This window comes from Aquibacillus saliphilus (assembly GCF_020404745.1).
GTDB lineage: Bacteria > Bacillota > Bacilli > Bacillales > Amphibacillaceae > Aquibacillus > Aquibacillus saliphilus.
In genome coordinates, this window is the sequence record NZ_JAIZAP010000024.1 from 43445 (window position 1) to 69895 (window position 26451).

Annotated in this window: 20 protein-coding genes and 1 pseudogene; 1 reads left to right on the forward strand and 20 read right to left on the reverse strand. The window is 36.6% G+C overall.

Annotated elements, in window-relative coordinates; translation table 11 throughout:
- Positions 1–73: 73 nt before the first annotated feature.
- The 6 genes from LD272_RS19375 to murG form a co-directional block, all read right to left on the reverse strand.
- The gene (locus LD272_RS19375; RefSeq protein WP_226038251.1) at positions 74–898 is read right to left on the reverse strand and encodes an aldo/keto reductase; all 825 of its coding nucleotides are present in this window, start codon (positions 896–898) and stop codon (positions 74–76) included.
- 117 nt (positions 899–1015) lie between these two features.
- Positions 1016–2272 (reverse strand): quaternary amine ABC transporter ATP-binding protein, encoded by a 1257-nt coding sequence (locus LD272_RS19380; RefSeq protein WP_226038252.1) that lies wholly within the window; start codon positions 2270–2272, stop codon positions 1016–1018.
- Positions 2272–3129: an ABC transporter permease gene (locus tag LD272_RS19385; RefSeq protein WP_226038253.1), complete on the reverse strand. Its 858-nt coding sequence runs from the start codon at positions 3127–3129 to the stop codon at positions 2272–2274. The genes LD272_RS19380 and LD272_RS19385 overlap by 1 nt, the downstream gene beginning before the upstream one ends.
- A 108-nt stretch (positions 3130–3237) precedes the next feature.
- Positions 3238–4263 (reverse strand): ABC transporter substrate-binding protein, encoded by a 1026-nt coding sequence (locus LD272_RS19390; protein WP_226038254.1) that lies wholly within the window; start codon positions 4261–4263, stop codon positions 3238–3240.
- Positions 4264–4781: 518 nt separating this feature from the next.
- The gene (locus LD272_RS19395; protein ID WP_226038255.1) at positions 4782–5123 is read right to left on the reverse strand and encodes a hypothetical protein; all 342 of its coding nucleotides are present in this window, start codon (positions 5121–5123) and stop codon (positions 4782–4784) included.
- Positions 5124–5235: 112 nt separating this feature from the next.
- Positions 5236–6306 carry an undecaprenyldiphospho-muramoylpentapeptide beta-N-acetylglucosaminyltransferase gene (gene murG / locus LD272_RS19400; RefSeq protein WP_226038256.1) on the reverse strand — a complete coding sequence of 357 codons (1071 nt, stop codon included), beginning with the start codon at positions 6304–6306 and terminating at the stop codon, positions 5236–5238.
- A 220-nt stretch (positions 6307–6526) separates the two neighbouring features.
- Here murG and LD272_RS19405 point away from each other — a divergent pair, with 220 nt between their 5' ends.
- Positions 6527–7894 (forward strand): MATE family efflux transporter, encoded by a 1368-nt coding sequence (locus LD272_RS19405; RefSeq protein ID WP_226038257.1) that lies wholly within the window; start codon positions 6527–6529, stop codon positions 7892–7894.
- Positions 7895–8147: 253 nt separating this feature from the next.
- On the opposite strand, the gene LD272_RS19410 is transcribed toward LD272_RS19405, so the two are convergent.
- From LD272_RS19410 to LD272_RS19475, 14 genes and pseudogenes are all read right to left on the reverse strand, one after another.
- Positions 8148–8729, reverse strand: a complete 582-nt coding sequence (locus LD272_RS19410) for a YIP1 family protein (RefSeq protein WP_226038258.1) — start codon at positions 8727–8729, stop codon at positions 8148–8150.
- A gap of 88 nt (positions 8730–8817) precedes the next feature.
- Positions 8818–10245, reverse strand: a complete 1428-nt coding sequence (locus LD272_RS19415; protein WP_226038259.1) for an aldehyde dehydrogenase family protein — start codon at positions 10243–10245, stop codon at positions 8818–8820.
- 1019 nt (positions 10246–11264) lie between these two features.
- Positions 11265–12455, reverse strand: a complete 1191-nt coding sequence (locus LD272_RS19420) for a NupC/NupG family nucleoside CNT transporter (RefSeq protein ID WP_226038260.1) — start codon at positions 12453–12455, stop codon at positions 11265–11267.
- Positions 12456–12641: 186 nt separating this feature from the next.
- Positions 12642–12752: pseudogene (locus LD272_RS19425) on the reverse strand (iron chelate uptake ABC transporter family permease subunit); the annotation flags it as partial.
- A gap of 49 nt (positions 12753–12801) precedes the next feature.
- Positions 12802–13026 carry a hypothetical protein gene (locus LD272_RS19430; RefSeq protein ID WP_226038261.1) on the reverse strand — a complete coding sequence of 75 codons (225 nt, stop codon included), beginning with the start codon at positions 13024–13026 and terminating at the stop codon, positions 12802–12804.
- A 122-nt stretch (positions 13027–13148) separates the two neighbouring features.
- Positions 13149–13661: a hypothetical protein gene (locus LD272_RS19435; protein ID WP_226038262.1), complete on the reverse strand. Its 513-nt coding sequence runs from the start codon at positions 13659–13661 to the stop codon at positions 13149–13151.
- A 284-nt stretch (positions 13662–13945) separates the two neighbouring features.
- Positions 13946–14833 carry an ROK family protein gene (locus LD272_RS19440; RefSeq protein ID WP_226038263.1) on the reverse strand — a complete coding sequence of 296 codons (888 nt, stop codon included), beginning with the start codon at positions 14831–14833 and terminating at the stop codon, positions 13946–13948.
- A 168-nt stretch (positions 14834–15001) separates the two neighbouring features.
- A complete protein-coding gene (gene yhbH / locus LD272_RS19445) occupies positions 15002–16162 on the reverse strand; it encodes a sporulation protein YhbH (protein ID WP_226038264.1) in 1161 nt (386 codons plus the stop codon).
- Between the two features lie 194 nt (positions 16163–16356).
- Entirely contained in the window at positions 16357–17634 is a 1278-nt protein-coding gene (odhB, locus tag LD272_RS19450) for a 2-oxoglutarate dehydrogenase complex dihydrolipoyllysine-residue succinyltransferase (RefSeq protein WP_226038265.1), read from the reverse strand.
- Complete coding sequence (locus tag LD272_RS19455; protein WP_226038266.1) at positions 17621–20482, reverse strand: 2-oxoglutarate dehydrogenase E1 component; 2862 nt, start codon at positions 20480–20482, stop codon at positions 17621–17623. Before LD272_RS19455 ends, odhB begins: the two co-directional genes overlap by 14 nt.
- A 759-nt stretch (positions 20483–21241) precedes the next feature.
- On the reverse strand, positions 21242–21490 hold the full coding sequence (locus tag LD272_RS19460; protein WP_226038267.1) for a hypothetical protein: 249 nt from the start codon (positions 21488–21490) through the stop codon (positions 21242–21244).
- Between the two features lie 194 nt (positions 21491–21684).
- Positions 21685–23580 carry a PrkA family serine protein kinase gene (locus tag LD272_RS19465; protein ID WP_226038268.1) on the reverse strand — a complete coding sequence of 632 codons (1896 nt, stop codon included), beginning with the start codon at positions 23578–23580 and terminating at the stop codon, positions 21685–21687.
- Between the two features lie 618 nt (positions 23581–24198).
- Positions 24199–25437, reverse strand: a complete 1239-nt coding sequence (ltrA, locus tag LD272_RS19470; RefSeq protein ID WP_226038269.1) for a group II intron reverse transcriptase/maturase — start codon at positions 25435–25437, stop codon at positions 24199–24201.
- Between the two features lie 547 nt (positions 25438–25984).
- Positions 25985–26451, reverse strand: a 467-nt coding sequence (locus LD272_RS19475; protein WP_304511988.1) for a group II intron maturase-specific domain-containing protein, incomplete at its 5' end; no start/stop codon positions are given.

Sequence of the window (26451 nt, forward strand, 5' to 3'; positions counted from 1 at the left end):
CCAGTACCTTTTGTCTACTCATCTTCCTATCTGGATGAAAAATATAAAGGAGCCTTAATGGCTCCTTTATCTATTAATAGTTAAACTCGTCCGGATGTGGTCCAGTTCGTTTATCTTGATTTAGACGATCAATTTTCTTGATATCTTCAGCTGATAATTCGAAATCAAAAATGTCCGCATTATCTGTTTGTCTTGAACGTTGAATAGATTTTGGAATGGTAACAATTCCACTTTGGTAATCCCAGCGAATAATGATTTGTGCTGGAGTTTTTTTGTACTTGGTAGCTAATTCCATTAATACTGGCTCATCTAAGTACCGTGCCTTTCCTAGAGGCGACCATGCTTCCACTACAATGTTATGTTTCTCACAGTATTTCCTCGTTTCAACTTGAGTTAATTGTGGATGAAGTTCAATTTGATTAGCCATTGGTTTAATTTCAACGCTAGTTAGTAAGTCTTCTAAATGATGTGGTAAAAAGTTACTTACCCCAATCGCTCTTGCCTTTCCTTCACGGTAAAGCTTTTCTAGTGCCCTCCAGGTATCCTTGTACTTTCCAGGGACAGGCCAATGAACGAGGTATAAATCTACATAATCCAATTGAAGACGATCCAAGCTACGTTGAAAGGCAACTAATGCCTCCTCATACCCTTGCTCATCATTCCAAACCTTTGTTGTAATGAAAATTTCTTCGCGCGGAACACCGCTATCTCTGATTGCTTTACCAACCCCCTCTTCGTTTTCATAAAAGGAAGCGGTATCAATATGCCGATAGCCAATGTCTAGTGCAGACTTAACAGCTTCATAGACACTCGTTCCGTCTTCCATTTTGAATACGCCAAGTCCAACAGCAGGTATTTCCACACCGTTATGTAATTTTCTCGTAGTTAATAAACTCATCTTTAAAACCCCTTTCTTTAATACATTCTCTAATTTATTTTAAACGAAAGTTAAGTTACATTGAAGTAATACGTGTTTCATTTAAAACCCCTGTCACTAGATAGACAGGGGAGAAGTTTACTTTTCTATATCTTCTATTGTTTGATTATTTGTTGCTTGATAATACCCATGATATTCCTTGCTCTCTTCAATATCATCAGCAACTAAACCAGAAAGAACATGAACTCGTAAGATAAAGCCTTCTAGTTTATCTTCTTTGTTTGTCACAGCTAGAGGGAATTTAGACTCTAACGCCTTTGGAATAATATCATTGATGTAGTCTTCTTTTGCAACAGTTGTTACATCTGTATCTACTACATCCTCTAAAGATTTTTTCTGTTTAATTCCTTCGATCGCAGCATCAATCGTTACAATACCTTTTAGATGTCGACCACGGTCGACGACAAACACACTCGAAATACCGTTTTGTTGCATCTCTTTAACAGCAACATTTAAACCATCTTTTAGTGAAACAAGGGCATTCGGTTTGATCATCACATGTTCAGCTTGGAAGACTTTTGAACGATCGATATCTTTAATGAAGTCTGAAATATAATCATTTGCTGGAGCTTCCAATATACTCTCCGGAGTCCCAACTTGAACAACTTTCCCATCCTTCATTACAGCTACCCGGTCACCTATTTTAAATGCCTCATTGACATCATGCGTGATAAAGACAATTGTCTTTTTCAAACGTTCTTGGATATCTAATAACTCGAGTTGCATATCACGACGTATAAGTGGATCCAATGCACTAAAAGGTTCATCCATTAATAGGATATCTGGATCATTCGCCAAGGCACGAGCTAAGCCAACCCGTTGTTGCATACCACCAGATAGTTCATCAGGGTACTTATCTTCATATCCTTTTAAACCAACTAGTTCAATATTTTCCTGTGCAATTTTTTGACGTTCTTCTTTTGACATATTCTTAATCTCCAAACCATACTCGACATTGCCAAGGATAGTACGGTGATTAAATAAACCAAAATGCTGAAAAACCATTGCAATTTTATCTTGCCGGAACTTTTTTAACTGGGGTGTCTTATATTCTACAATGTTCTCACCATCTACATAAATAGCGCCATCAGTTGGCTTATTCAATAAATTGAAACAACGAATTAATGTAGATTTCCCACTACCAGAGAGCCCCATAATGACAAAGACTTCTCCTTCATTAATTTCCATTGATGCATCATAAACACCAACAGTATGACCGGTTTCTGCTAGTATTTCATCTTTAGACTTTCCTTCTTTTATCATAGGTGCAATTGTTTTTGGTTTCGGGCCAAAAATCTTTGAGACATGATCTATTTTAATTTTATTTTCAGCCATTATTTAGCCCTCCTATGTTTCTGGAATCGATCTGCAACGCCATTTGTTACCCGGTCAATAATGATGGCTAAGAATACGATACTAATACCCGCTTCAAATCCAAGTGCAATGTCAATTCTGTTAATTGAAATTAACACCTGCTCCCCTAGCCCTTGAGCACCCACCATAGACGCAATAACTACCATAGCTAAAGCCATCATCGTCGTCTGGTTCACACCGGCCATGATTGTTGGTAATGCTTGAGGTAACTGAACCTTCATAAGCATCTGCCATCTTGATGATCCAAACGATTGAGCAGATTCAATTACTTCTTCGTCAACTCCTCTAATCGCAAGTTCAGTTAAACGAATCACTGGTGGTAAAGCGTAAATTAGTGTTGCAAAAATAGCTGATACATTTCCTAAACCGAAGAAAAATATCGCTGGTATTAAGTAAACGAAGCTTGGCATTGTCTGCATCGCATCCAAGATTGGACGCATAACGGTGGAAAACCCTTTACTAAATGCCATATATACACCAAGTGGAATACCTAAAACCAGACAAATTAATACAGCTGAGACAACAATTGAAATAGTCATCATCATCTCGTCCCATAAGCCAAATGTACCAACCAAGAACATAAACAAGCCATACAGAAGGCCTGAGCCTATCGATTTAAAATACCAACCCACTAAAATAATAAGAATAATAAATAACCACCATGGTAAAAAGTTTAAAAATGCCTCTATACCATTAATTGTCCTAGAAGAAATAAAGAAGATTAAATCAAATAATCCTTCTAATCCTTCATCTAGAAAATCAACAAACATTTCAACATAATCACCTAAATTACTTTGTATATTAGGAAAGCTTCCCATAGGCACGACTGCAACAAAACAGCCTTCTCACCTCTCATTTCTTAAAATAATTTTAGTATTTCTACTAGAAAACAAAGCAGCTGGCCGTAGCGGCCAGCCACTTCTCACTTATTCTAAAGAATCCATTACTTTATTAGCAACATCTTCTTGTAACCATTCAGTCCATACGTCCTGGTTCTCTTTTAACCACCACTTAGCAGCCTCATCCGCATCCGCATCGTTCTCGTTCATATAAGTTAATGCCTCTTCAGTTAACGCACTGTTTGTTTCGTAGTTAGTTAAAAATTCATATACTTCTGGAGCTTGATCTGGAAAATCTTTGTGTACAGCAACAACAACATCATTTGGTGGGAATTCTGTTGCTCTTGTTTCGTTCCAAGTTTCTTCATCAAATTCTGGTTCTTCAAGTAAAGTTAAATCATACATAGCAGTTGCTCCAGTAGGAGACCAGTAATAACCGACCCATGGCTCACCTGCATCATATGCATCTGCCAACGATGCGACAATCGCAGCGTCAGAACCTGGCATAAAATTATTCATTGTCTCATCTAGACCATACGCTTCAAATTTTGCATCAATTTGTTCGGCAACAGCCCAGCCACTTGGAGCGTTCAGAATTCGTCCTCGACCTGGGTCTTCTGGATCTTCAAAAACTTCAGGATATTCTTTCAGATCTTCTACTGTTCTTAAATCTGGAGCAATTGGATCTATGCCCCGTTCCGCATCCCCTTCAATCACGTAAGTAGGAACATATAAACCTTGTTGATTATCATCAAAATTAGTAGAAGTTTTGACTATATCTCCTTCTTCGATTGCTTCTTCATATACTTCTTTAATATTATCCGTCCATACTTCCATATAGACATTTATGTCACCCTCACGGAATCCTTGAATTGTAGCTGCTGTAGAACCTGGTGTCACATCAGTTTCATAACCAAATCCTTCTTCGATAATAACTTGAGCTACACTATTATGAAAACGTATGCTGTCCCAACCAGCATCCGCCATTACAATTGTATCCAGTTCATTTGCACTTCCATCACCTGAACCTGCATCGTTTGAATCATCTGTTTCTCCACACGCAGCAAGAATTAATAAGAATACTGTTGATACTAACAGAATTATTTTTTTCATTTCTCCGTCTCCTTTTATTACATTTTATATTTAATATGTATAAGACATATTTACACATACAAATCCAACGTTTAACCACCTAAAGATAACTTGCATGCTAGCCCTACTCTTGCTTTAGAGCCTTATTATAAAATTAGTTAACATTAAGTGGGATTTCACTTCACTAGTTAGACACCATTGAGGATAAAAATTATAGGTCTAAAACATATAATTAGCTTGGAGAGGTTTAGCATAAATAATAAACAACACAAACCGACAATAATTAATAGTATACAGCACAGGTAACATTTACCCAAATTGGATAAATAGCCATATCAACATTAATTTTATTATAAGAAGTCACTACGAATATATAAATCAATTATTCTATATATTTAGTTTCATATACTTACTATCCTTAGTAATAACTCGAAATTCATAACTAATCGGCCCTTTCGTATTAATGAAGAGAACAAAAGCACTCCGAACGATTAGTAAGTCCCAAGTCCGCGAAAAGTTTAAACAAAAAAACATCGCAATTAGCGATGTTTTAGTTTAGGTAGTTTTCTTTCAAAAAAGATATAGGACATAGCTCTAACAAGAACGGAATACAGTGCAATCAAACCAATTAAATCACCTATCTCAGCAAGTGTATTGGTAGCGAGTAACCAAGCGGCTATAACTCCCATAATAATCGTTCTTGTGTTACCTGATACACCATTTAAAGGTCTCCAAAAACCCCACAATGTTCTTACTTCCTTTTCCAACTCGTTAAAACAAACGAAATGAAATGGTCTAATTCGGAGGAAATTAGATGCAGTTACTAACTCATCTCTATTTTTAATCTCTTTATAACAATATCTACAAATATTCGGGCCCATTCTCATTTCCTTTCGTCTACTATTTATCTCATTATAACAAGTAGTTTTCTTATAGTCATAATCATGTGCAATTTCATGTGACAATACTTAAGGTTAGAAATCTTTGTCCTGTTTACTTCTGTGAATCCTTTATAATTTTAATAACTGTATCTTTGGCTTGATGACTTTCATAATTTCGCATACTTTTTAACATATTGGTTTTGGATTCTTTTAATTGTAGTAATTCTTTAACCAATCTTTCTTTAGTTAAATCCTCTTCCTCTAACATATTTGCGTAGCCCTGTTTTTTAAAGGACTTCGCATTCAATATTTGATCCCCCCGACTCGCATTACGAGATAGTGGGATTAATAACATTGGTTTTTTCAATGCAAGAAATTCAAAAATAGCGTTGGATCCAGCACGTGATAAAATAAAATCAGTTGCTGCAAATAAATCACTTAACTCTTTATTAACATAATCAAACTGAGCATATCCTTTAGCTTTTACTGATTCATCAATATTTCCTTTTCCGCATATATGAATAATTTGAAATTCTTCTAACAAAATATTTAATTGATCGCGTACGGCCTGATTTATTTTTTGGGCTCCGCCACTACCACCCATAACTAGCAGTACCGGTTTATCACCGGTAAGATTCGCTATCTCTAGACCCTTACTCTTACTTCCCTGGAACAACTCGTTTCTAACTACAGCACCAACCCATTCTGATTTATCCTCCGGCAAGTATTGCATCGTCTCAGGGAACGTTGCTAACACTTTTTTAGCAAATGGAGTAGCTAACTTGTTCGCAAGTCCTGGACTGTAATCAGATTCATGGATAACTGCGGGTATTTTTCTCATCCAAGCTGCCGCCAAAACAGGTACAGATACAAAGCCACCCTTAGAAAAAATCACTGTTGGTTTTTTCTTTTTTAAAATTCGGAAAGCTTGAGCTGTCCCATTTAAGACCTTAAACGGATCTTTAAAGTTCTCTTTTGAAAAGTACCTTCTCAGTTTCCCTGTAGATATCGGGTGGTATGTTACGTTGTCTAATTGGGAAATTAATTCTCTCTCTATTCCATTTTTTGAACCGATATAATCAATTTCCCATCCTTCTTGTTGAAAAACTGGAATAATTGCTAGATTAACGATAACGTGACCTGCGCTACCTCCACCAGTAAATAAAATTTGCTTATTCTTCATGACGTACGTCCTTTCTATGTATCGCATCTATTTGTTGGAAAACAGATTGCCGTATATTTGCTTTTATACTAGGATAAAATGATTTGTTTTTTTGTTATCTCTGCGCGCCACCTACAACAGTAATACCAGGTTAGCGACTAAAATACCATAAAAATTTAAAATGTGCTATAATCCTCTCTATCCTAATGGAAATTGATTGAAAAGGGAAGAGCGATTCTCCATGTATCAAACAAATACATTCAAACAAAAGCTTAAATTATTTTCAGTTATCCTTATTCCTATTCTAATTACACAGCTAAGTATGTATGCAATGAATTTCTTTGACACAGTTATGTCTGGTAATGCCGGAGCCGAAGAATTAGCTGGAGTCGCAATTGGCTCAAGTCTGTGGGTACCAATATCAACAGGTATCAATGGAATACTAATGGCAATCTCGCCTATTGTTGCCCATTTAGTAGGTGCAAAAGATGAGAAGGCCGTACCCGAAACAGTCAGACAAGGAGTTTATTTGGCAACTGCATTAGGAATTGTTGTTTCTGTTATTGGCTTTTTGTTAATAAACCCAATTTTAAACTATATGGATCTAGAAGAACAAGTCCGTTATGTTGCTAAGTATTATTTGATTACAATCGGAATTGGTATTATTCCATTATTTGTATTTAATTTAGTTCGTTGTTACATCGACGCACTAGGACACACAAGAATATCAATGGTCATCATTTTAATGTCTTTACCTCTTAATATCTTATTTAACTATATGTTTATCTTCGGAAAATTTGGTGCCCCAGCATTAGGTGGAATTGGTGCAGGAATCGCTACCGCTTTAACATACTGGCTTGCATTAGGCATATCTATTTGGATTGTTTTAAAGATACGTCCATTTTCCAAACATAAAATTTTTAGTCAGTGGTCTCGTCCGTCTTTACGTGTATGGTGGGATCAATTAAAAATCGGTGTACCGATTGGCTTCTCCATCTTTTTTGAGGTTAGTATCTTTTCAGCGGTTACTTTGTTCATGAGTGCCTACAGCACCTATACAATCGCCGCTCACCAAGCTGCAATCAATTTTGCATCATTCTTATACATGGTTCCATTAAGTGTTGCGACTGCCTTAACAATTGCCGTAGGATTTGAAGTAGGTGCAAAGAGAATCAAAGATGCACGAATTTATTCCTATATGGGAATCATTTCAGGGGTATTGATTGCTTTTGTTTCTGGATTTATTCTCCTAGCTTTTGATGACCAAATCGCCCGACTTTATAATGGTAACCCTGAAGTTGTCAATCTGACAAAACAATTTATTTTCTATGCGATTTTCTTTCAATTTGCAGATGCATTCGGAGCACCTATTCAAGGCTCTTTACGTGGATATAAAGATGTAAATATTACGTTTTGGATGTCCCTTGTATCTTATTGGTTAATTGGTCTTCCAAGCGGCTTTTTACTTGCTAATTATACGGACTTTGGACCATTTGGTTATTGGATGGGATTAATCATTGGATTGAGTGCGGGAGCGATTATCTTATTTGGCCGAATGCTTTATTTGCAAAGAAAATTATTAAAAAAATTTGCGGCCGAGGTAAATTAGAATCCTATCTCAAGTTAAAACGTCTTTTAAAAGAAAAGCGCAGGCGCCTTGCTCACCCTAGGGCAATAAGTCGCGCCTCTATGTGGTGCTTTTTCACGCAAAGAGGATTGACTCCGGGACCTCAGGCGGGGTCATTCGAAATAAGCAAACCGCTTATTTCCGGGTAGGCGCTGGAGCTAGACATCAAGACTCAAATTTTTATACTTTCTCACCTTTAAATAAAGGCTTCACCGCCATCGGTAAAGCCTTTATTTTATGCGAATATAAATGGTAATGACATTATCAAAATTAATCCAGCTAATATAAATGCCGGTAAAGCATAAACAACAATCGCTTTCCACCAAGAAAAGTTATAAAAGGTCTTGATGGCAATAATAAAGTAAACCGTGTAAGGAATAATTAGAAGACCGTCTATTATTAAATAAAGTAAAGGTGCATAACCTTCTAGAAAAAATGCCTCTTTTTTTGACAATATGAATGGCAGAATCGCAACCAAATTGACTAGTACCGGCAAATGAGCCCAAGCATAGGCAATCCGAAATCCACGTAAATCTCTATCTCCATTAAACCATCCAGCAATCAAATCTGTGATCCACGAGCCTACTAAATAAGAAAGATATCCAATTAAAGGACCAATTAAACTAGCCATTAAGAGTATCGAACTTAGTGAGAATTGATCGCCATGATTGTTTGATTGACTAATCATTAAGAAATCGTAAATTCCTGATAACAGTACAATTATGATAGGGACTTTCCTTGTATTTCTGTCAACTTCATTATTAATTACTCTTCCTGGTTGAATCCAAAATTTCAGTAAACTTTCTTGTGTAGTCATGCTTCTCCCCCTAACCACTATACTTTAACATACAATCCGAAAGAAAACTCGCGTTGCTCTTAGGCCACAACGCGAGTTTTCGTATCCCCTATTTAGTTAGATTTAATACAATTAATCTTTCCTCCGTCATTTCTTTAATTGAGTATTTAGGCCCTTCTTTTCCATTCCCACTATCTTTGATGCCACCATATGGCATTAAATCAACTCGGTATTGGGAAGCATCATTGATCATCAAACCTCCAACTTCAACTTTACGTGCTGCATAAAATGCTGTATCGAGATTTTTTGTAAAGATTCCTCCCTGGAGTCCATAAGATGACTCATTCACTTCATCAATACATGCGTCTAGTTGACTAAACGGGATAATACTCACAACTGGAGCAAACACTTCATCACAAACAACCTTCATATTCTTGTTCACTTTGCCAATTATCGTTGGTTGCAGAATAGCACCGTTCCGTTCACCACCATAAATAACCTCAGCTCCACTCTCAACTGCTTCACTGACCCATTGTTCGGCACGTTCAGCTTCTTTCTCAGCAATCATCGGACCTACATCTGTATCAGGGTCGGATGGGTCACCAACTTTTAATTGTTTAACCTCCTCAACAAGCTTTTGTTGAAATTCATTTAAGACCTCTTCATGTACATAAATACGCTGTACCGAAATACAAACTTGTCCTGCAAAAGCAAAACTTTTTTGTGCGATAGTTTTTGCCGCTTGTTCTAAATCCGCTTCTTTATCGACAATAACTGGCGAATTATTACCTAACTCCAATATTAACTTTTTCAGGCCAGTGTTTTGCTTTAATTTTAAGCCAACTTCTGCACTACCAGTAAAAGTAAATACACTGATTCGATCATCCTTCATCATTTGCTTGCCAACTGTCGAACCTGAACCTACGACAACATTAAATAAACCAGCAGGTAAACCTGAGTCTTCAAAAATTTCTGCCAGCTTTAAAGCAGTAATCGGAGTTGCGCTCGCGGGTTTTAATACTACCGCATTACCTGCAGCGATTGCAGGTGCAACTTTATGTGCAACAAGATTTAGTGGAAAATTAAACGGACTGATTGCTCCTACGACACCTACAGGAACTTTAATGGTAAACGCCATTCGATTTTCTGATCCAGGTGCAGCTTCGACTGGAACACCTTCACCAGTAATTCTTTTGGCTTCCTCTGCAGCAACCTCAAATGTCTGTGCTGAGCGCTCAACTTCACTCCTCGCTTGTTTCAAAGGTTTTCCAGCTTCCTTAAGTATACAAACAGCAAGTTCTTCTTTCTTTTCTATTAAAAGCTCACTAACACGTTTTAATACTTCGAATCGTTGATACGGTGAGAGAGCGTCTGATTTATAAGCTTGTTGTGCAGACTCAATTGCGTGATCAACATCCTTTTCTAAGGCTTGAGAAACGGAGGCATACACCTCTTGATTATATTTATTTAAAACATCCTTCTTCTCACTTGTTTCAATCCATTTTCCATTTATGTAAAGCTTATATACCTGCGACATAACAACCTTCCTTTCCTTGTGTTATGTATTTATATTCCACTTACAGAAAAATTAAAACTCAATTTGCTGTATTAGGTTAAAATCTAATTATAAAATGAAAAGAGAGCCTTTCATTCAGTCTAAGTAGTTCACTTACCGCAGGGAAAACACATGACTATTATTGTATTGTGCAACTACAGTTGCTACGAACAAGATTAAAGTTCTTCATGAAGGATATTTCTCTTTGTGTTCTTGCTCATTTTGAACTTCATCTGCTCCATGAAGGTCATTTCCTTTCGTGTTCTGGCTTATTTTGACATTCATCTCCTTTATGAAGGTCATTTCCCTTCGTGTTCTAGTTCATTTTGAACTTCATCTGCTCTATGAAGGTCATTTTCATTCGTGTTCTTGCTCATTTTGAACTTCATCTGCTCCATGAAGGTCATTCCCCTTCGTGTTCAGGCTCATTTTGAACTTCATCTGTTCCATGAAGGTCATTTCCTTTCGTATTTTGGCTTATTTTGAACTTCATCTGCTCCATGAAGGTCATTCCCCTTCGTGTTCTGGCTTATTTTGACCTTCATCTCCTTTATGAAGGTCATTTCCTTTCGCGTTCTGGCTTATTTTGACCTTCATCTGCTCTATGAAGGTCATTTCCTTTCGTGTTCTGGCTCATTTAGACCTTCATCTCCTTTATGAAGGTCATTTCCATTCGTGTTCTTGCTCATTTTGACTTTCATCTCCTTTATGAAGGTCATTTCCTTTCGTTTTCCGGCTCATTTTGACTTTCATCTCCTTTATGAAGGTCATTTCCATTCGTGTTCAGACTCACTTTGACGTTCAGTTAGTTATTAGACTTCCATTTAACAACAAAAATCTCATAAAAAACACACCCTACTAACGTCTATTAGAAGGGTGTTATTTTTTATCTTTAAATATGGTTATACAATAGCATACCAATCATTATGCATATCTATGCTATATCACTCGTTATTTTGATTTTCTTCATCAAATTCAATCCTGCTCTCTTTAATAGTATATTATAGGAATAATCCAGCTATCGTCGCTGACAAAATTGAACCAAGGGTAGCTCCAATTAATAATTTTAAGCCAAAGCGAGAAACTTCAGCACCTTTTTCGGCATTTATCCCTTGAACTGTTCCTGCGATAATACCTATAGATGAGAAATTAGCAAAGCTAGTCAAAAATACCGAAACAATACCTACTGTTTTTAAAGAGAAAGTCTCTATTAATGGTTGTAATTCCAACATAGCTACAAACTCATTTGTTACAATTTTTGTACCCATAATTCCACCAGCTTGTATCACTTCACTCGGAGCAATTCCCATTAATATGCCAATTGGCGCTAATATATAACCTAATATTTGTTGTAAGGTTGTTCCAGCAAATACAGTTTGAATAATCATATTAACTAACTCCAACGAGGCGATAAAGGCAATTAACATTGCCGCAACAATTAAGGCGATTTTCCCACCATCTAGAGCACCATTCGCCATTGCTTCAAATATACTCTTTGACTCGGATACTTCTTTAATATCGACTTTATCTTCTTCTTTATCTACCTTAACTGGAGCAATAATAGAAGCTAAAATTAACGAGCTAAACATATTTAATGGTAAAGCAACAAGTACAAATTCTTCAGGCAACATTTGCATATAGGCACCAATGATCGATGCAGATACTGAACCCATTGCCGATGCGCTGACAATATAAAGTCGATTGTTGTTTAAATGTTGAAACTGTGACTTAATCGCAATAATTGCTTCCGACTGACCAAAGAAAATACTGTTAACAGCATTGAAGGACTCGACCTTTGGTAGTCCGGTAATTAAAGAAAGAAACCCACCTAAGTACTTAATTAATAATGGTAAGACCCGTATATAGGTTAAAACGGAAAGAATTGTAGCGAAGAAGATAATTAATAACAGGACATTGAAAAAGAAGACACTTCCTCCTTCTTCAACCATCAAACCTCCAACAACAAAACTCACTCCCGAAGTACCAAATTCAATTAATTTGTTAAAAACACCTGCAATCCCTTGGATTACCCAACTTCCAATTGTAGTTTTAAACATGAACCATGTAGTTATCACCTGTGCAACCAACATGACACCAATTCCGAGATAATTAATGTTTTTTCGATCATTTGACATAAGGTATGCTATACCAATAACTACGATGACCGCAAGTAATCCTAGAAGTATATCCACTTATAATGCCTCCCGTAATGTATTATAGAATCTTATTCTCCCAAACAGCTGAAAAAATAATACCTAAATCTAATCAATTATCGATACTGTTATCATTCAACAAATTATATAAATTATGATAATTAAAAAACTAGTACAAGAGTAATCTTGTACTAGTTCACCAAAAATATTATCGATCTATGTATGCTATTTTGCATTTAAATTTCTAAGCAAGTATAAAAAGTAAGGAGCACCAATAACTGCTGTGAAAATGCCTGCAGGGATTTCTGCTGGTGGGGCAATTCCTCTACCTTCAACCTGGTTAAGTCTTATTATTATAGACACTCTACATTAGCGTATTACTTATCTATCTAGATGATAGTGTGAGATAAGCGACAAAAATAATCAATCCACCTAATGCAATTATATATGCGAGAAAAATTGGATTGAGCATAATTGAATGTCTTCGAGTTGTTTTGGTTTCTGTATCAAACTCACCTTTTCTAGCATTGATTACCTTGCCTACCTTTAATGTATAAAATAACGAGAAAACGACAACAATCAAAGCAATTAGCACTAACCATTGAACCATGTAATAACCACCTTTTACTCATATGTTTAGACAAAAGATGAATAATATACATAGTTCTTCCTTTCTGATATCCTGAAAATTCATTTCAGATAATGGCTCACAAATTTAGGGTGAAGGGTGTTTTATAAATGAAAAGATTTAGCCACTTTTACCATTTCTTCTTTCGTTACATTCTTATTATTTTCTGGATTATTATTCTCGATAACAGTACTAGCTCGATAAGTCATCTTATAGCTGACACCAGCACTTTCCCAATAAAGTGTCTTTGCATATGAATTATCCACGTATTCACCTTCGATAGTATCATTAATTTCAACCTTTTCTGGGTCAACAGCAATTTCATTTAAGTTACCATTTACAAATTGTATCGACAACAAATCATTTTCTATTGTGTAAAAGCTAACATCTAGAGCTTCAGAATTTGTATCAGTAACTGTATAATGATCTGAAACTTGAAATTCTACTTTAATTGGAACAAATTGAGGTAACTCTGGTTGAAACGTTAGCGTTTCGACTGCTGTTTTCACTTCCTCTTGGTCATAAGAATAGAACCCTTCAGGAATTGTCTTATTGCTATTACAACCTATTAGTAAGACTATTAAAAAGATGGTTGAAATAATTCTAGTTGTTTTCATTTGCTATTCCTCCTGAGTTCAATATTCTATCCAAAGTAAATATTTGTAGTAGCTTGTCAAAATTTATCTTCTTATCTTTTAGACGAAATAAACATACTTTATGTTTCAACTATTTTCAAAAAATTTCTTGATGAAAAATTCATAAAAAACTTTCACTCCGAAAAAAAACTACCATTCCAAAGAATCGTAGTCTTTTCTTATATTTATCATTCCACCAATATGTATTCCATATCCACACTACAATCTCGCGTTAATATTAGCTATTAGTCAAATCGATTCAGCAACTATTCATTCAATTTACTATCGTTCATAAACCCATATACAGCACCCAGAAGGTTTGCATTCTGTCTATATTTACATACTTCAAGATTAGGAACGACTTTGGCAATAGTAACAACTTTCATAATCTCTTTCAATTTTAATTTAATGTTATCAACAAGATCATCTCTTGCACTAATGCCACCGCCGATTAGAATTATTTCAGGGTCATACATATATTGTAAGTTGTATATACCTGCGGCTAGCATGTGATAAAATTCATCGATTGCCTCTATACAATCAGAATCTCCTTCTTCTGCTAATTTAAAAATGATCTCTCCATCCAATTGGCCTGGCTCTGCATTTTTTTTAGCAGTCACATTCTTTACTAGTGCACCGGTAGCAGCAACACTACTCCAAGTCGTTTGTTTAGCATCCATTATCATGTAACCAAATTCTCCACCATGTAAGTTTGCTCCCTTATGGAGCAATCCACTTTTAATTACCGCGCCACCAATTCCGGTTCCTAATACTACGGCAAGCACATCTTCTTTCCCTTTAGCAGAACCATTCCATACTTCAGCCAACCCTGCACAATTGGCATCATTTTCTATATAAACCTTCATATTGGTTCGTTCTTTTACTAATTCCTTAATATTAGGTCCATGTAAATAAGCTAAAGCACTAGACCCATGAATGATTCCATAATCTGATACCGCACCTGGAGAACTAATTGCAATTCCTTCTATTTTACTAGTTTCATACTGTTTTAAGTGCGTTTCAATTAGGCTTAGTAAACCTTCTAAAGTTGATGGCGTTTTCTTTTTGCCGCTATCTACTATAGATGTATCTTCTAGAATTAAGGCATATTTAACAAATGTACCACCAATGTCAAATGCTATGTACTGTTTCATTTTCTTCACTCCGGTTCTTGTTTCTTATTATTGAAGATTGAAATTAAACTTAGTTTATTGTCTATATTATAACTTAAATAATAGGAGTAAATATATATAAGTTATCAAAACTTTAAAAATGAAACCCCCTAGAACCGTTTTAACGATCCTAAGGGGTTACTTTTATTTTTAAGAAATAGCTTCGTCCACTTGATTGGAGAAGAATTTTTTCATTGCATAAAAAACATCCGTTTTATTTCTTAGTACATAGTTTTTTAGTTTCGGGTCTTCCATTTGGCGAAAAACTTGCATCAATGTAGAGTGTCGATTGTACTGATTGACTTCACCGTAACCAAACATACTTGAGTATTCAATTAGTTCTTCAATCAATGAAACACATCGCCTATTGTCTGATGTTAAATTATCACCATCAGAAAAATGAAAAGGGTAAATATTATAGCGGTCTGGTGAATACTTATCCTCAATAAGCTCTAGTGCTTTCCGATAAGCCGATGAGCAAATTGTACCTCCACTTTCACCTTTTGAGAAAAATGATTCTTCATCAACAACTTTAGCTTCAGTGTGATGGGCGATAAACTCAATTTCAACTGTTTCATATTTGGAACGAAGGAACCTATTCATCCAAAAGAAGAAGCTACGGGCCATATATTTTTCCCACACTCCCATTGATCCGCTTGTATCCATCATCGCTAAAACGACGGCTTTTGATTCAGGTTTTTCTATATCATCCCATGTTTTAAAGCGGAGATCATCCGGATAAATTGGATTGAATTTCCCTTTTCCTTCCATCGCGTTTCGTTTGAATGCTTCTAGCATCGTTCTTTTCTTATCAATGTTACCTAGGAGCCCTTTTTTCCTTATATCACGAAATTCGACATCAGTAGTAATAATGTTGTCTTTTTCTTTTTCTTGTAAATTTGGCAATTCTAAATGTTCAAAGAAGGTTTCTTCAAGTTCTTCAAATGAAACTTCAGCTTCATAGTAATCTTGCCCCGGCTGATTCCCTGCACCTGATCCTTTGCCTGGGCCTTGTTTAGGTCTACCATCCTTAGCGATTACATCGCCAACATCACTGTCACCATCGCCCTGGCCAGCATGCTTATTTTTGTCTTGACTATATCTAATTTTATATTCATCGAGTGAGCGGATTGGAATGCGTACGATATCTTTACCTCTAGACATAATGATGTTTTCTTCGCTAACTAAATCGGGGAGTTTGTTCTTGAGGACATCCTGCACTTTGTCTTGGTGACGCTTTTGGTCGTCATACCCTTTTCTATGGAGGGACCAATTTTCCTGAGAAATCACAAAACTTTTCGAGTCAGCCATCTATTCCCCTCCTTTAATTTTATTATTATATAGTATGCAAGCAACCAGGCATTGATTAAACTTTTCGAAAAATTAATTAAAAGGACAAGTGTGAAATGGAGGAGGTCAAACCATCTAAATTAGGTTGGAGTAATTTAATACTATTAAAAATGCTAGCACTTTATAAATTATAAAGTGCTAGCGTCTCTAACTCATTAACCTTCTAATAATAAATCATATGGATCTTCTAGCAATTCTTTAATACGTACAAGGAATTGTACCGCATCTTTACCATCAACTATTCTGTGATCATAAGACATAGCAATGTACATCATTGGACGTACTTCAATTGAATCATCCGGCATTGCTATTGGCCTTTTCTGGATCGTGTGCATACCTAAAATACCAACCTGTGGTGAATTTATAATAGGCGTTGAAAGTAATGATCCAAAAATTCCACCGTTAGTAATGGTAAACGAACCACCTTGAAGATCACCAAGCTGAAGTTCTTTATCTTTTGCTTTCTTACCTAAACGACCAATTTCTGATTCCACACCAGCAAAATCTAAACGGTCTGCATCACGGACAACAGGAACAACAAGCCCATCATCAGTTGAAACCGCAATACCAATATCATAAAACTTCTTCATAACAATTTCATTGTCTTGAATTTCAGCATTTATTAACGGAAATTCTTTAAGCGCTCCTACAACTGCCTTGGTAAAGAACGACATAAAGCCTAATTTTACACCATGCTTATCAAGAAATTTATCTTTACGTTCGCTACGAAGTTTCATAACAGCTGTCATATCAACTTCATTAAAGGTTGTTAGCATAGCAGCCGTTTGCTGCGCATCAACAAGACGTTTTGCGATTGTCTGACGTCTACGCGACATCTTAACTCTTTCAACTGGCTTATCAAATTCCGTCTTCTCAGAAGGCTTCGTTTCTTTCTTCTTTTCTTTCTTAGGTTCTTGATCAGAAGCTCCTTGGGCATGCGCATCGACATCTTCGGGTCTAATTCGACCAAGCGGATCACGTGATGAAATATCCTTCAAGTCAATCCCTAGCTCTCTTGCGCGCTTCCGGGCAGCAGGTGAAGCAACAGCCGATTGACTTTTATCCGAAGATTCATTAGTTTTTTCAGGTTCTTTTGATTTATCATCAGATTTAGCTGGTTTTTCTTCTTCTGTTTCTTCTTTCTTTTCTTCAGTAGACGTCTGATCTGAAGAAGTATCATCCGAGCCTTTAGCTTCACCATTTTCATCTACATGGCCTACTACATCGCCTACTTCTACATCTTCCCCTGCATTTTTAAGAATCTCAGCGAGAATGCCAGAATACTCAGCATTTACTTCTACATTTACTTTATCTGTTTCTAATTCTAAAATAGGATCGCCCTTCTCAACGTGATCGCCTTTTTTAACAAGCCACTCTGCAATCGTTCCTTCTGTAATCGATTCTGCTAATTCCGGGACTTTAATTTCCTTCACTGGTATCTCCTCCTTCAGACAACTCTAATGCCTCTTTTATAATTCTATTTTGTTCAGCTTTGTGTATGTTTGGTTCTCCAACTGCTGGTGAAGACCGTTCACATCGACCAACATAATGAAGTTCCTTTTCCCCATCTAACAATTTAAAAATCAGTTCTTTAACAAAGTTCCAGCTTCCCATATTTCGAGGTTCTTCCTGTACCCAAATAACTTCCGTAACATTTGGACATCCCTTAAGAACCTTTTCTATTTCTTTGAAAGGAAATGGATAAATTTGTTCTAGCCTGACAACATGAATAGAATCATAATTTTGATTTGACTCGTTCATTGCTTCTTCAATATCAACCATAATTTTCCCACTACCAATTACTAATCTTTGAGCCTTTTTCGTTGTCTTAGATAAGCCTGGTTGTGTTATCAATGGCTGGAATTTCCCAGTGCTAAATTCACTTGCTTCTGAAGCAACTCGTTGATTTCTTAATAAGCTTTTCGGTGTCATAACAATTAGTGGTCGAGCTGATTCACTATCTACAAGTGCTGCTTGACGTCTTAATAAATGGAAATATTGTGCACTAGTTGTTACGTTGGCTACAATCCAGTTATTTTCCGCTGCTAGAGTTAAGAAACGTTCTAACCTCGCACTTGAGTGCTCCGGTCCTTGACCTTCTTGACCGTGTGGCAATAGTGCAACCATGTTCGATTTCTCACCCCACTTAGCACGACCGGCAGCAATGAATTGATCAAAAATCACTTGACCTGCATTGGCAAAGTCTCCAAATTGGGCTTCCCAAAGTACTAGAGTCCTTGGTGCTTGTACGCTGTATCCATATTCAAAACCTAGTACAGCGGCCTCAGATAGCGGGCTATTGTGAATATCAAAAGCTGCCTTCGCTTGGTCTAAACCATGCATTGGACAATACGTCTCATTTGTATCAACATCGTGGAGCACGAGGTGTCTATGTGCAAATGTTCCACGTTCCGTGTCTTGACCAGTTAAACGGATTGGAATACCATCCTGCAAAATGGAAGCATATGCAAGTGTCTCAGCAGTCGCCCAGTCAGCTTTATTACCATCCTCTAAAGCTTCGCCACGTTTATTTAGTATTTTTTCTAACTTTTTGAATCCATTAAATCCTTCAGGACGTTTTAGTAATCCTTTATTAAGAGCTTTTAATTGATCAAGTGGAACAGCTGTTTCAATATCACTAAGCCCATTTTTCAGTGCTTGTGGTACTGGTTTTGCTTCCGTTGCACCTGAACTATTTTCTTTCATATTGCTGTAAATATCTTTAAGTTTTTTCAGTACGGCTTCTTTCATTAGCTCGTGCGTATTCTCTTCGATAACCTCTTGGTCATGTAAATGCTTAGCATAGATAGACGTTACTGTTGGATGGTTATCAATATCTTGATATAAATGCGGCTGTGTAGCCCGTGGTTCATCCATCTCATTGTGACCAAATCTACGATAACCTACAAGGTCAATAAGAACATCTTTGTGAAATTTCACTCGATACTCATAGGCAAGTTTAACAGCAGATAGACATGCTTCTGGATCATCGGCATTCACATGAATAATCGGGATTTCAAACCCTTTTGCCAAGTCACTAGCATACCTAGTCGATCTACCTTGCTCTTGACTAGTGGTAAATCCAACAAGATTATTTGCAATTAGGTGAAGTGTCCCACCCGTATGATATCCAGGCAATGTACTCATATTTAATGTTTCAGCGACGACACCCTCTCCAATAAAAGCGGCATCTCCATGAATCATAATACTAAGTGCTTTATCCTGGCTTTGTTTAGGATACCCTTTTTGGAAACGATAATCTTGAGCAGCTCTGGTAAAACCCTGTACGACAGGATTAACGAACTCAAGGTGTGACGGATTATGTGCAAGAGAAATGCGTGTTGGTGAAGGTTTCTCTTCCCCAACTTTTCGTTCCGCCCCGAAGTGATACTTAACATCGCCAGTCCAGCCATAAGTAATTGATTGTGACCCTGCAGAAGGGATTAACTCTTTATCTGAAGAATGATGGAATTCAGAGAAAATTTTATCAAATGGCTTGCCTAAAATATGGGTCAATACACTTAAACGACCTCGGTGAGCCATTCCCATTAAAATTTCTTCGGTCTCATCATAAAACGAATTTTGCACGACACGATCAAGCATCGGAATCATCATTTCTAGTCCTTCAATCGAAAACCGCTTCTGTGCTACAAACGTTTTAGCTAGAAAGTTTTCAAATCCCTCTACCTCTGCTAATTTTTGTAATAATTGTTTCTTCTCATCTTCATTGAAATCAATTTTATATGACCCACTATCAATATGGTCTTGTAACCATTTTCTTTCCTTATCATTATTTACATGATCGTACTCAAACGAAATTGTTCCTGCATATCGCTCTTTCAATAAATTAACAGCGTCTAAGGCGGTTTTTATATCCCTTGGTGATTCTTCCCAAATCCAGGAAGAAGGAATCGCTTCCAAATCGCTACTAGTTAACCCATATGTATCAGGGTCTACCAACCGCGATTTTCGTTCTTTATCTAAACCAACAGGATATATTTTTGCCTCTAAATGACCATAACGTCGAATAGCCTCAACAAGTTTCATCGCTGAGGTAAGCTTTTTAATATCACTAGATGATGTTGTGTGTGAAGCAGGCTTAGATTCTATCCCTAATTGATCTAGCCATTCCGGAGCCCCATGTTCTTCAAACATATCTTTTAAAGATACATCTACTGCTTCCGGATTTTCCAAATATGTTTCATACTGTTCTTCCAAATACCCCATGTTTGGTCCATGAAAATTTCTCCAGAATCTTTCATTAGATTCTTTCTGTGTCACGTCTGATACCCCCATTAGAAGTTCACTTTCATTTCTTTTATTTCCCATCCTTGTTCATTATAGAACTACGCTAATACTACATCAACTAATATACTCTATTTCGTATCATGAAACAATAACTTCTCACCGATTATTCTAATCATTTTGTTAATTTCAAAATTTCTCTTTAATTTAAATAAGAGAAAGTACACGTAATTCAATTGCAAATCATCTTCAGTTCACCTATTTACTAGCATGACACTTTCTGATACAACAAACCTTTAACTGAAAAATCACTATTTCACCACCATTATTGGCATACCCACTAAAGGATGGTCACTAACCATTAAAATTATATATCTGTTTAAAAAGTGATTGCACAATCTACATGTTAGTTTAAAAATAAGGAGAATTAAAAAATCGGGGAATTATTTGTCGTTTATTCTCAACCGATTCGTTTGTCTAGCAAATAACTTGTTGTCGGTATAATACCTGCTCGGAATTTCTGATTTCTATTTGAGGACTTTACTTGAGGAAAGGCTTTTTCTATGAAGACAGTTTTAACTAGATTGATTGTTGGGGCATTTCTAATAATTGCCGCTGACCTATTTCATCCAAAAGTACCCCACCTGTTGTGATGACCAAACATCTTATAAATCAGGCATTTCTAATTGCCAATTTTAATGTTGTGCATTATGAACAGGATTGTCTAGTTCTGGCTGGACAATTTCAGCTATGGGGTCTTATTAGGAAAATCATTAGGCAGCAGCTGATGCATTTTTAAAAGAAAAAATAAATTATAATTCCTGCTGTAGCAGCAAGGAAAGTAACAAGATATATTATCCCTAGAATAGGAAGATTAGATTTTAAAGAGCTTGATTCATAGTTAAGTGAACGCTCTAATTGACTTTCAGCTGTATCTTCCTCTTTATGTTTTTTTAGAGTCTTGCTTTCTTGCAAACCGACTAGCAATGTTCCGCCTATTGTTATTATCAATAACACGATTAAAAATATAATCAATCCACCCACTAATACCACTCCTATCCATTTAAATTGAATCTGTTTAGTCCATTTCATAATACTAATTTGTCACTATTTTCGGATGACAATTGCTGCATAAGGTAATTATGAGATGTAATCTGTTAGTAGAGTATAACATTTCCCTCATTTAAATAAAAAAAGTTGGTCCCCATTTTATGAGACCAACCTTTAACTTAATCTATTTATCGATTAAGCAAGCTACCGACATACCTTAACAACTCATTCGCTGATGAGGAGTTATAGCCATACTCATCAACAAGCGTAGCCACTACTTCATTTATTTTTTTCAAATGCTGCTCATCTGGTGTTTTGGTCGATGTTGTAATCTTCACAACATCTTTTAAATCTGCAAACAATTTCTTTTGGATCGCTTCACGCAACCGTTCGTGTGATTGATAGTCGAATTTTTTTCCTTTTCTGGCATAAGCCGAAATTCGAATTAAAATTTCTTCACGAAAGGCTTTTTTTGCATTTTCAGAAATCCCTATTTGTTCTTCAATTGAGCGCATTAGCTTTTCATCTGGATGCACTTCATCACCAGTTAACGGATCATGTAGCTTTGATTTATTACAGAACGCTTCAACGTTGTCTAAATAGTTATCCATTAATGTTTTAGCGGACTCCTCATAAGAATATACAAATGCTTTTTGTACTTCCTTCTTTGCTATTTCGTCGTATTCTTTGCGTGCAATTGATATAAAGTTTAGGTATTTCTCTTTATCTTCCTTGGAAATCGAAGGATGACTATCAAGTCCCTCTTTTAGTGACCGCAAGACGTCTAATGCATTAATAGAGTGGATTTCTTTCTTTATTATTGTAGATGAAATTCGATTAATTACATACCTTGGATCAATCCCACTCATACCTTCATCTGAGTGTTCTTTTTTCATTTCATTTACATCAGCGTCACTAAACCCCTCAACATTTTGCCCGTCATACAAATACATTTTCTTTAAAGGACTAATATCGCCTCGATTGGACTCTTTTAACCTGGTTAAAATCGTAAACATAGCTGCTACTTTTAACGTATGAGGAGCTATGTGAACATTTTTAATATCGCTTTCTTTAATCATTTTTTGATAAATCCGTTCCTCTTGACTTGCTCTTAAGTTATAGGGAACAGGCATAACAATCATTCTCGAATGTAGCGCTTCATTCTTTTTGTTGGATATAAATGAACGGTATTCGGATTCATTTGTATGCGCAACAATGAGTTCATCCGCAGAAATAAGAGCAAATCTACCTGCTTTGAAATTCCCTTCCTGCGTTAAGGATAATAAATGCCAAAGAAATTTTTCATCACTTTTAAGCATTTCTTGAAATTCCATCATACCTCGATTTGCTTTGTTTAACTCACCGTCAAATCTGTATGCTCTGGGATCGGATTCTGAACCAAACTCTGCAATTGTCGAGAAATCAATTGATCCTGTTAAATCAGCAATGTCTTGGGACTTTGGATCTGATGGACTAAATGTTCCAATACCAGTTCGTTTATCTTCAGAGAAAAAGATTCGTTCAACCATTACATCTTCAATTCGACCTTCATATTCTTTTTCCAATCGCATTACATTCAAAGGTGATAGGTTACCTTCAATTCTAATGCCATACTGCTCTTCAAAATCAGACCTGATATGATGTGGTATTAAATGCAGAGGGTCTTCATGCATCGGGCATCCTTTAATTGCATATACTGCTCCATCATCGTCCAATGTATATTGTTCTAAGCCTCTTTTAAGCAAGGTAACTAGGGTAGACTTCCCCCCGCTAACAGGGCCCATTAATAGCAGAATTCGTTTTCTAACATCTAACCTCTTAGCAGCAGGATGAAAGTACTCATCAACTAACTTTTCCAAGGCCTCTTCTAAACCAAACAATTCATCCCCGAAAAACGTATATGTTTTTCTACCGTCAACTTCCTTTATACCCCTATCTTTAATCATGTTATACACCCTAGAATGGGCTGATTGAGCTAAATAGGGACGTTCTTTTAGTAGCTCTAAATAGTCAGCTAATGTACCTTCCCACTTAAGTTTTTCTTGATCGTCTCGGTAGCTTTGTACTCTTTTCAAAATATCCATAGGGTGACCTCCCAAATAAATGGTGTGACAAAGACTAATTAATACAATCTATGTAATAACAACAAGGAAAATGATTAGTTAGACCAACTGATTTTTTTATAAAATGGCTAAATTGTGGTTTTGTCCGTTATTTCTCGGTATAAATATAAAATGATTATATGATTCCTGTGTGGATGTTAACTTGGGATTAACACTTCACAGCACCTGATTATTTAGTTATAATAAATAAAACATAGGATTAAAATCTGAATCCGCTGGTTTCAAGGTACATTTATAGTTATCAACTGATTTACTTGGTAAATTATGATATTATAAAAATAACTAAAGATTTACATACTAAAATAATAAACATAATCTATCTGTAATTTACGTATATAAGGAGGATTTTCTATGGGGATAACATTAATAATAGGTGTTAGTATTGTATTCTTATCGGCAATTTTCTCAGCCGGATACGAAACAAAACAGGTGCCAAAAAAATAATTCAATCGAGTAGGAGGATAATCATTAGTTGATTATCCGACCTCTCAGTCGAGTAGCCAATGGGAGTTTCACCCAAAGGCTCTCACAGAACCGTACGTGAACCTCTCGATTCATACGGCTCTTATCATTCAGCCATCAAGGAGTCATTCCAAGAGCCCAATGTGAAAACATTTTGGGCTCTCTTTTTGCAAGTTCTTTGAGCCAACTTTCTGCTCGTGTTCGATGCCCTCTAAACCTCTTGAATTTACACATTGCCCATTTGACTAATCTCCGATTTAGACAATCGATGGAGTATTTCACCGCTGATGGATTATATTTTCTGAAATAGTTCAGCCAACCTCTAACCGTCGGATTTATCATTTCTGCTATCATTTCAATTTTGCTCCCTGTAAAACTATGAATTCTCATCATTTTTATTTTATCTCGAAAGGCTTTAGCGGAATTATTACTAACCGATGGTAAAAAATTAAACTGTAATCTTCCTAATCTATCTTTGATAAATATTCTTCGAAATGTGTATCCTAAAAAGTCAAATTCCGTGACTGGATACTCGTCATTCCTATCCTTGTCTTTACAGTAGATAATCTTCGTTTTCTTCGGGTGTAGTTCAAGCTTACATTCCTTCAATCTTTTATCCAGTTTCCCCAATATTTCTTGCGCCTCATTTTCAGTCTTGCAATGTATAATGGCATCATCAGCATACCGCTCAAACGGTGAGTAAGAATTTGTTCGTACCATCCACATATCAAACGCATAATGCATGAACAGGTTTGCAAGAACAGGACTTATTACGCCACCTTGTGGTGGCCCACTGTTTCGCTCAATCCTGTTACCTTCCGAATTAACAAAAGGTGCCTTGAGCCATCTTTCTATATACATAATTATCCATGACTCTTTTGTGTGTTTTTGTACCGCCCGCATTAAAAGTTCATGATCAATGTTATCGAACAAACCTTTGATGTCGAATTCTATGACGTAGTCATATTTCCAGCACCTCTTTCTCGCTTGTCCTATTGCATCAAGAGCTGATTTATTAGGTCGGTAGCCATAGGAGTCTTCATGAAATATTGGTTCGACTTTCGGTTCCAAGTACATCTTCACTACCATCTGTGCAACTCTGTCTTCGACTGTTGGAATTCCAAGCCCCCGTGTTCCGCCAGTTTTCTTAGGTATCTCGACTAGCTTAACTGGTGAAGGGAGGTAGCTTCCGGAACTCATTCTGTTCCAAATTTTATACAGATTCCCTTTAAGGTTCTCTTCAAATTCTTTTAAGTCTTGTCCATCAATTCCCGCGCTTCCTCTATTTGCTTTTACTTTCTTGAACGCGGAAATAACAACTTGTTTTGAAATACTATATGGCTTACTCTGTTTCATCAAATCCTCCTGTTCTCACAGTTGTTATCAGTTTTCGAGTTGAATGACGGTGCCCCTTCGCTCTGTTGCCATTACAGCAACTTCATTACTACTACGAGCACCTCCGCCCCTGCATCACGCTTCGCTATTTCAACCTTGCCTTTCTGTGGCTTGTGTCTTTTCACTTATCATCGCGGTACAGGTTCCTGTGTTTCATATCAGAGCCTGATATACACTCATGCCGCCTTAATACCGTTTGCCGAACAGTCAGCTTTCCAGGTCATCTACTGCTCTTGTCCCTATTTAGTGGTGAACAATAGGTTTTGACAAAACTTTACGTTATCGATACTTCTTCAGCGGTTCACTTTCGTTCATCTTTGTATATCCCACATGATTGTTTTAATACAACCTTTTCCCTAGACGCTTACTACCACAACTCTTAATTGCAGCAGCTTAGGGCTGTTTGATAGATTTGCCTGATTCAATTCCTATCAAGGGGCCTTCCCTCATCTCCGATATGCCTTTCACAGCACACCACCACCGTGCGTACGGTTCCGTACACGGCGGTTCAATAGTTTAAGTGTGCTTTCTCGAGTAGTTGGTTAAGGTCTTTCAAACCAACTTTCTCGAGAATTTCATTCTTGATAGCTCTGTGTAGGATATGGCTACAAGCTATGTGCCAGTATCCCTTTCGTGTGTTAGCCCATTCCCAAGCTTTCTGTTTGGGAATTTTTAATTTGATAAGACTTCTGTACCGTGTCCTAACTTTCTTCCATCGCTTCCATATGATTTGTCTAATTCTTCGCTTAATCCATTTATTGATGCCATGAATATAGCTTTTCATATAGCTGATACCATAGTAGTTAATCCATCCAGTGGTTACTTCATTAATTTCTTTAATGATTTGACGAATACTTCCACTACGGTTTCGTTTGGTTAGTTGGCTGAGTTTCTTTTTAAATTTCTTCTTAGATTTGTAATGTGGGCGGAAGCCTACACCTGCTTTTGTTGAGTGTATGCAAAAACCTAGAAACT

Coding starts and splice junctions, on each gene's coding strand:
- LD272_RS19380 (WP_226038252.1), bottom strand. CDS start 2,272: ATGGCTGAAAATAAAATTAAAATAGATCATGTCTCAAAGATTTTTGGC.
- LD272_RS19440 (WP_226038263.1), bottom strand. CDS start 14,833: ATGAAACAGTACATAGCATTTGACATTGGTGGTACATTTGTTAAATAT.
- LD272_RS19395 (WP_226038255.1), bottom strand. CDS start 5,123: ATGGGCCCGAATATTTGTAGATATTGTTATAAAGAGATTAAAAATAGA.
- LD272_RS19410 (WP_226038258.1), bottom strand. CDS start 8,729: ATGACTACACAAGAAAGTTTACTGAAATTTTGGATTCAACCAGGAAGA.
- LD272_RS19415 (WP_226038259.1), bottom strand. CDS start 10,245: ATGTCGCAGGTATATAAGCTTTACATAAATGGAAAATGGATTGAAACA.
- LD272_RS19405 (WP_226038257.1), top strand. CDS start 6,527: ATGTATCAAACAAATACATTCAAACAAAAGCTTAAATTATTTTCAGTT.
- LD272_RS19435 (WP_226038262.1), bottom strand. CDS start 13,661: ATGAAAACAACTAGAATTATTTCAACCATCTTTTTAATAGTCTTACTA.
- murG (WP_226038256.1), bottom strand. CDS start 6,306: ATGAAGAATAAGCAAATTTTATTTACTGGTGGAGGTAGCGCAGGTCAC.
- yhbH (WP_226038264.1), bottom strand. CDS start 16,162: ATGGCTGACTCGAAAAGTTTTGTGATTTCTCAGGAAAATTGGTCCCTC.
- LD272_RS19375 (WP_226038251.1), bottom strand. CDS start 898: ATGAGTTTATTAACTACGAGAAAATTACATAACGGTGTGGAAATACCT.
- LD272_RS19465 (WP_226038268.1), bottom strand. CDS start 23,580: ATGGATATTTTGAAAAGAGTACAAAGCTACCGAGACGATCAAGAAAAA.
- ltrA (WP_226038269.1), bottom strand. CDS start 25,437: ATGAAACAGAGTAAGCCATATAGTATTTCAAAACAAGTTGTTATTTCC.
- LD272_RS19430 (WP_226038261.1), bottom strand. CDS start 13,026: ATGGTTCAATGGTTAGTGCTAATTGCTTTGATTGTTGTCGTTTTCTCG.
- LD272_RS19390 (WP_226038254.1), bottom strand. CDS start 4,263: ATGAAAAAAATAATTCTGTTAGTATCAACAGTATTCTTATTAATTCTT.
- LD272_RS19385 (WP_226038253.1), bottom strand. CDS start 3,129: ATGGGAAGCTTTCCTAATATACAAAGTAATTTAGGTGATTATGTTGAA.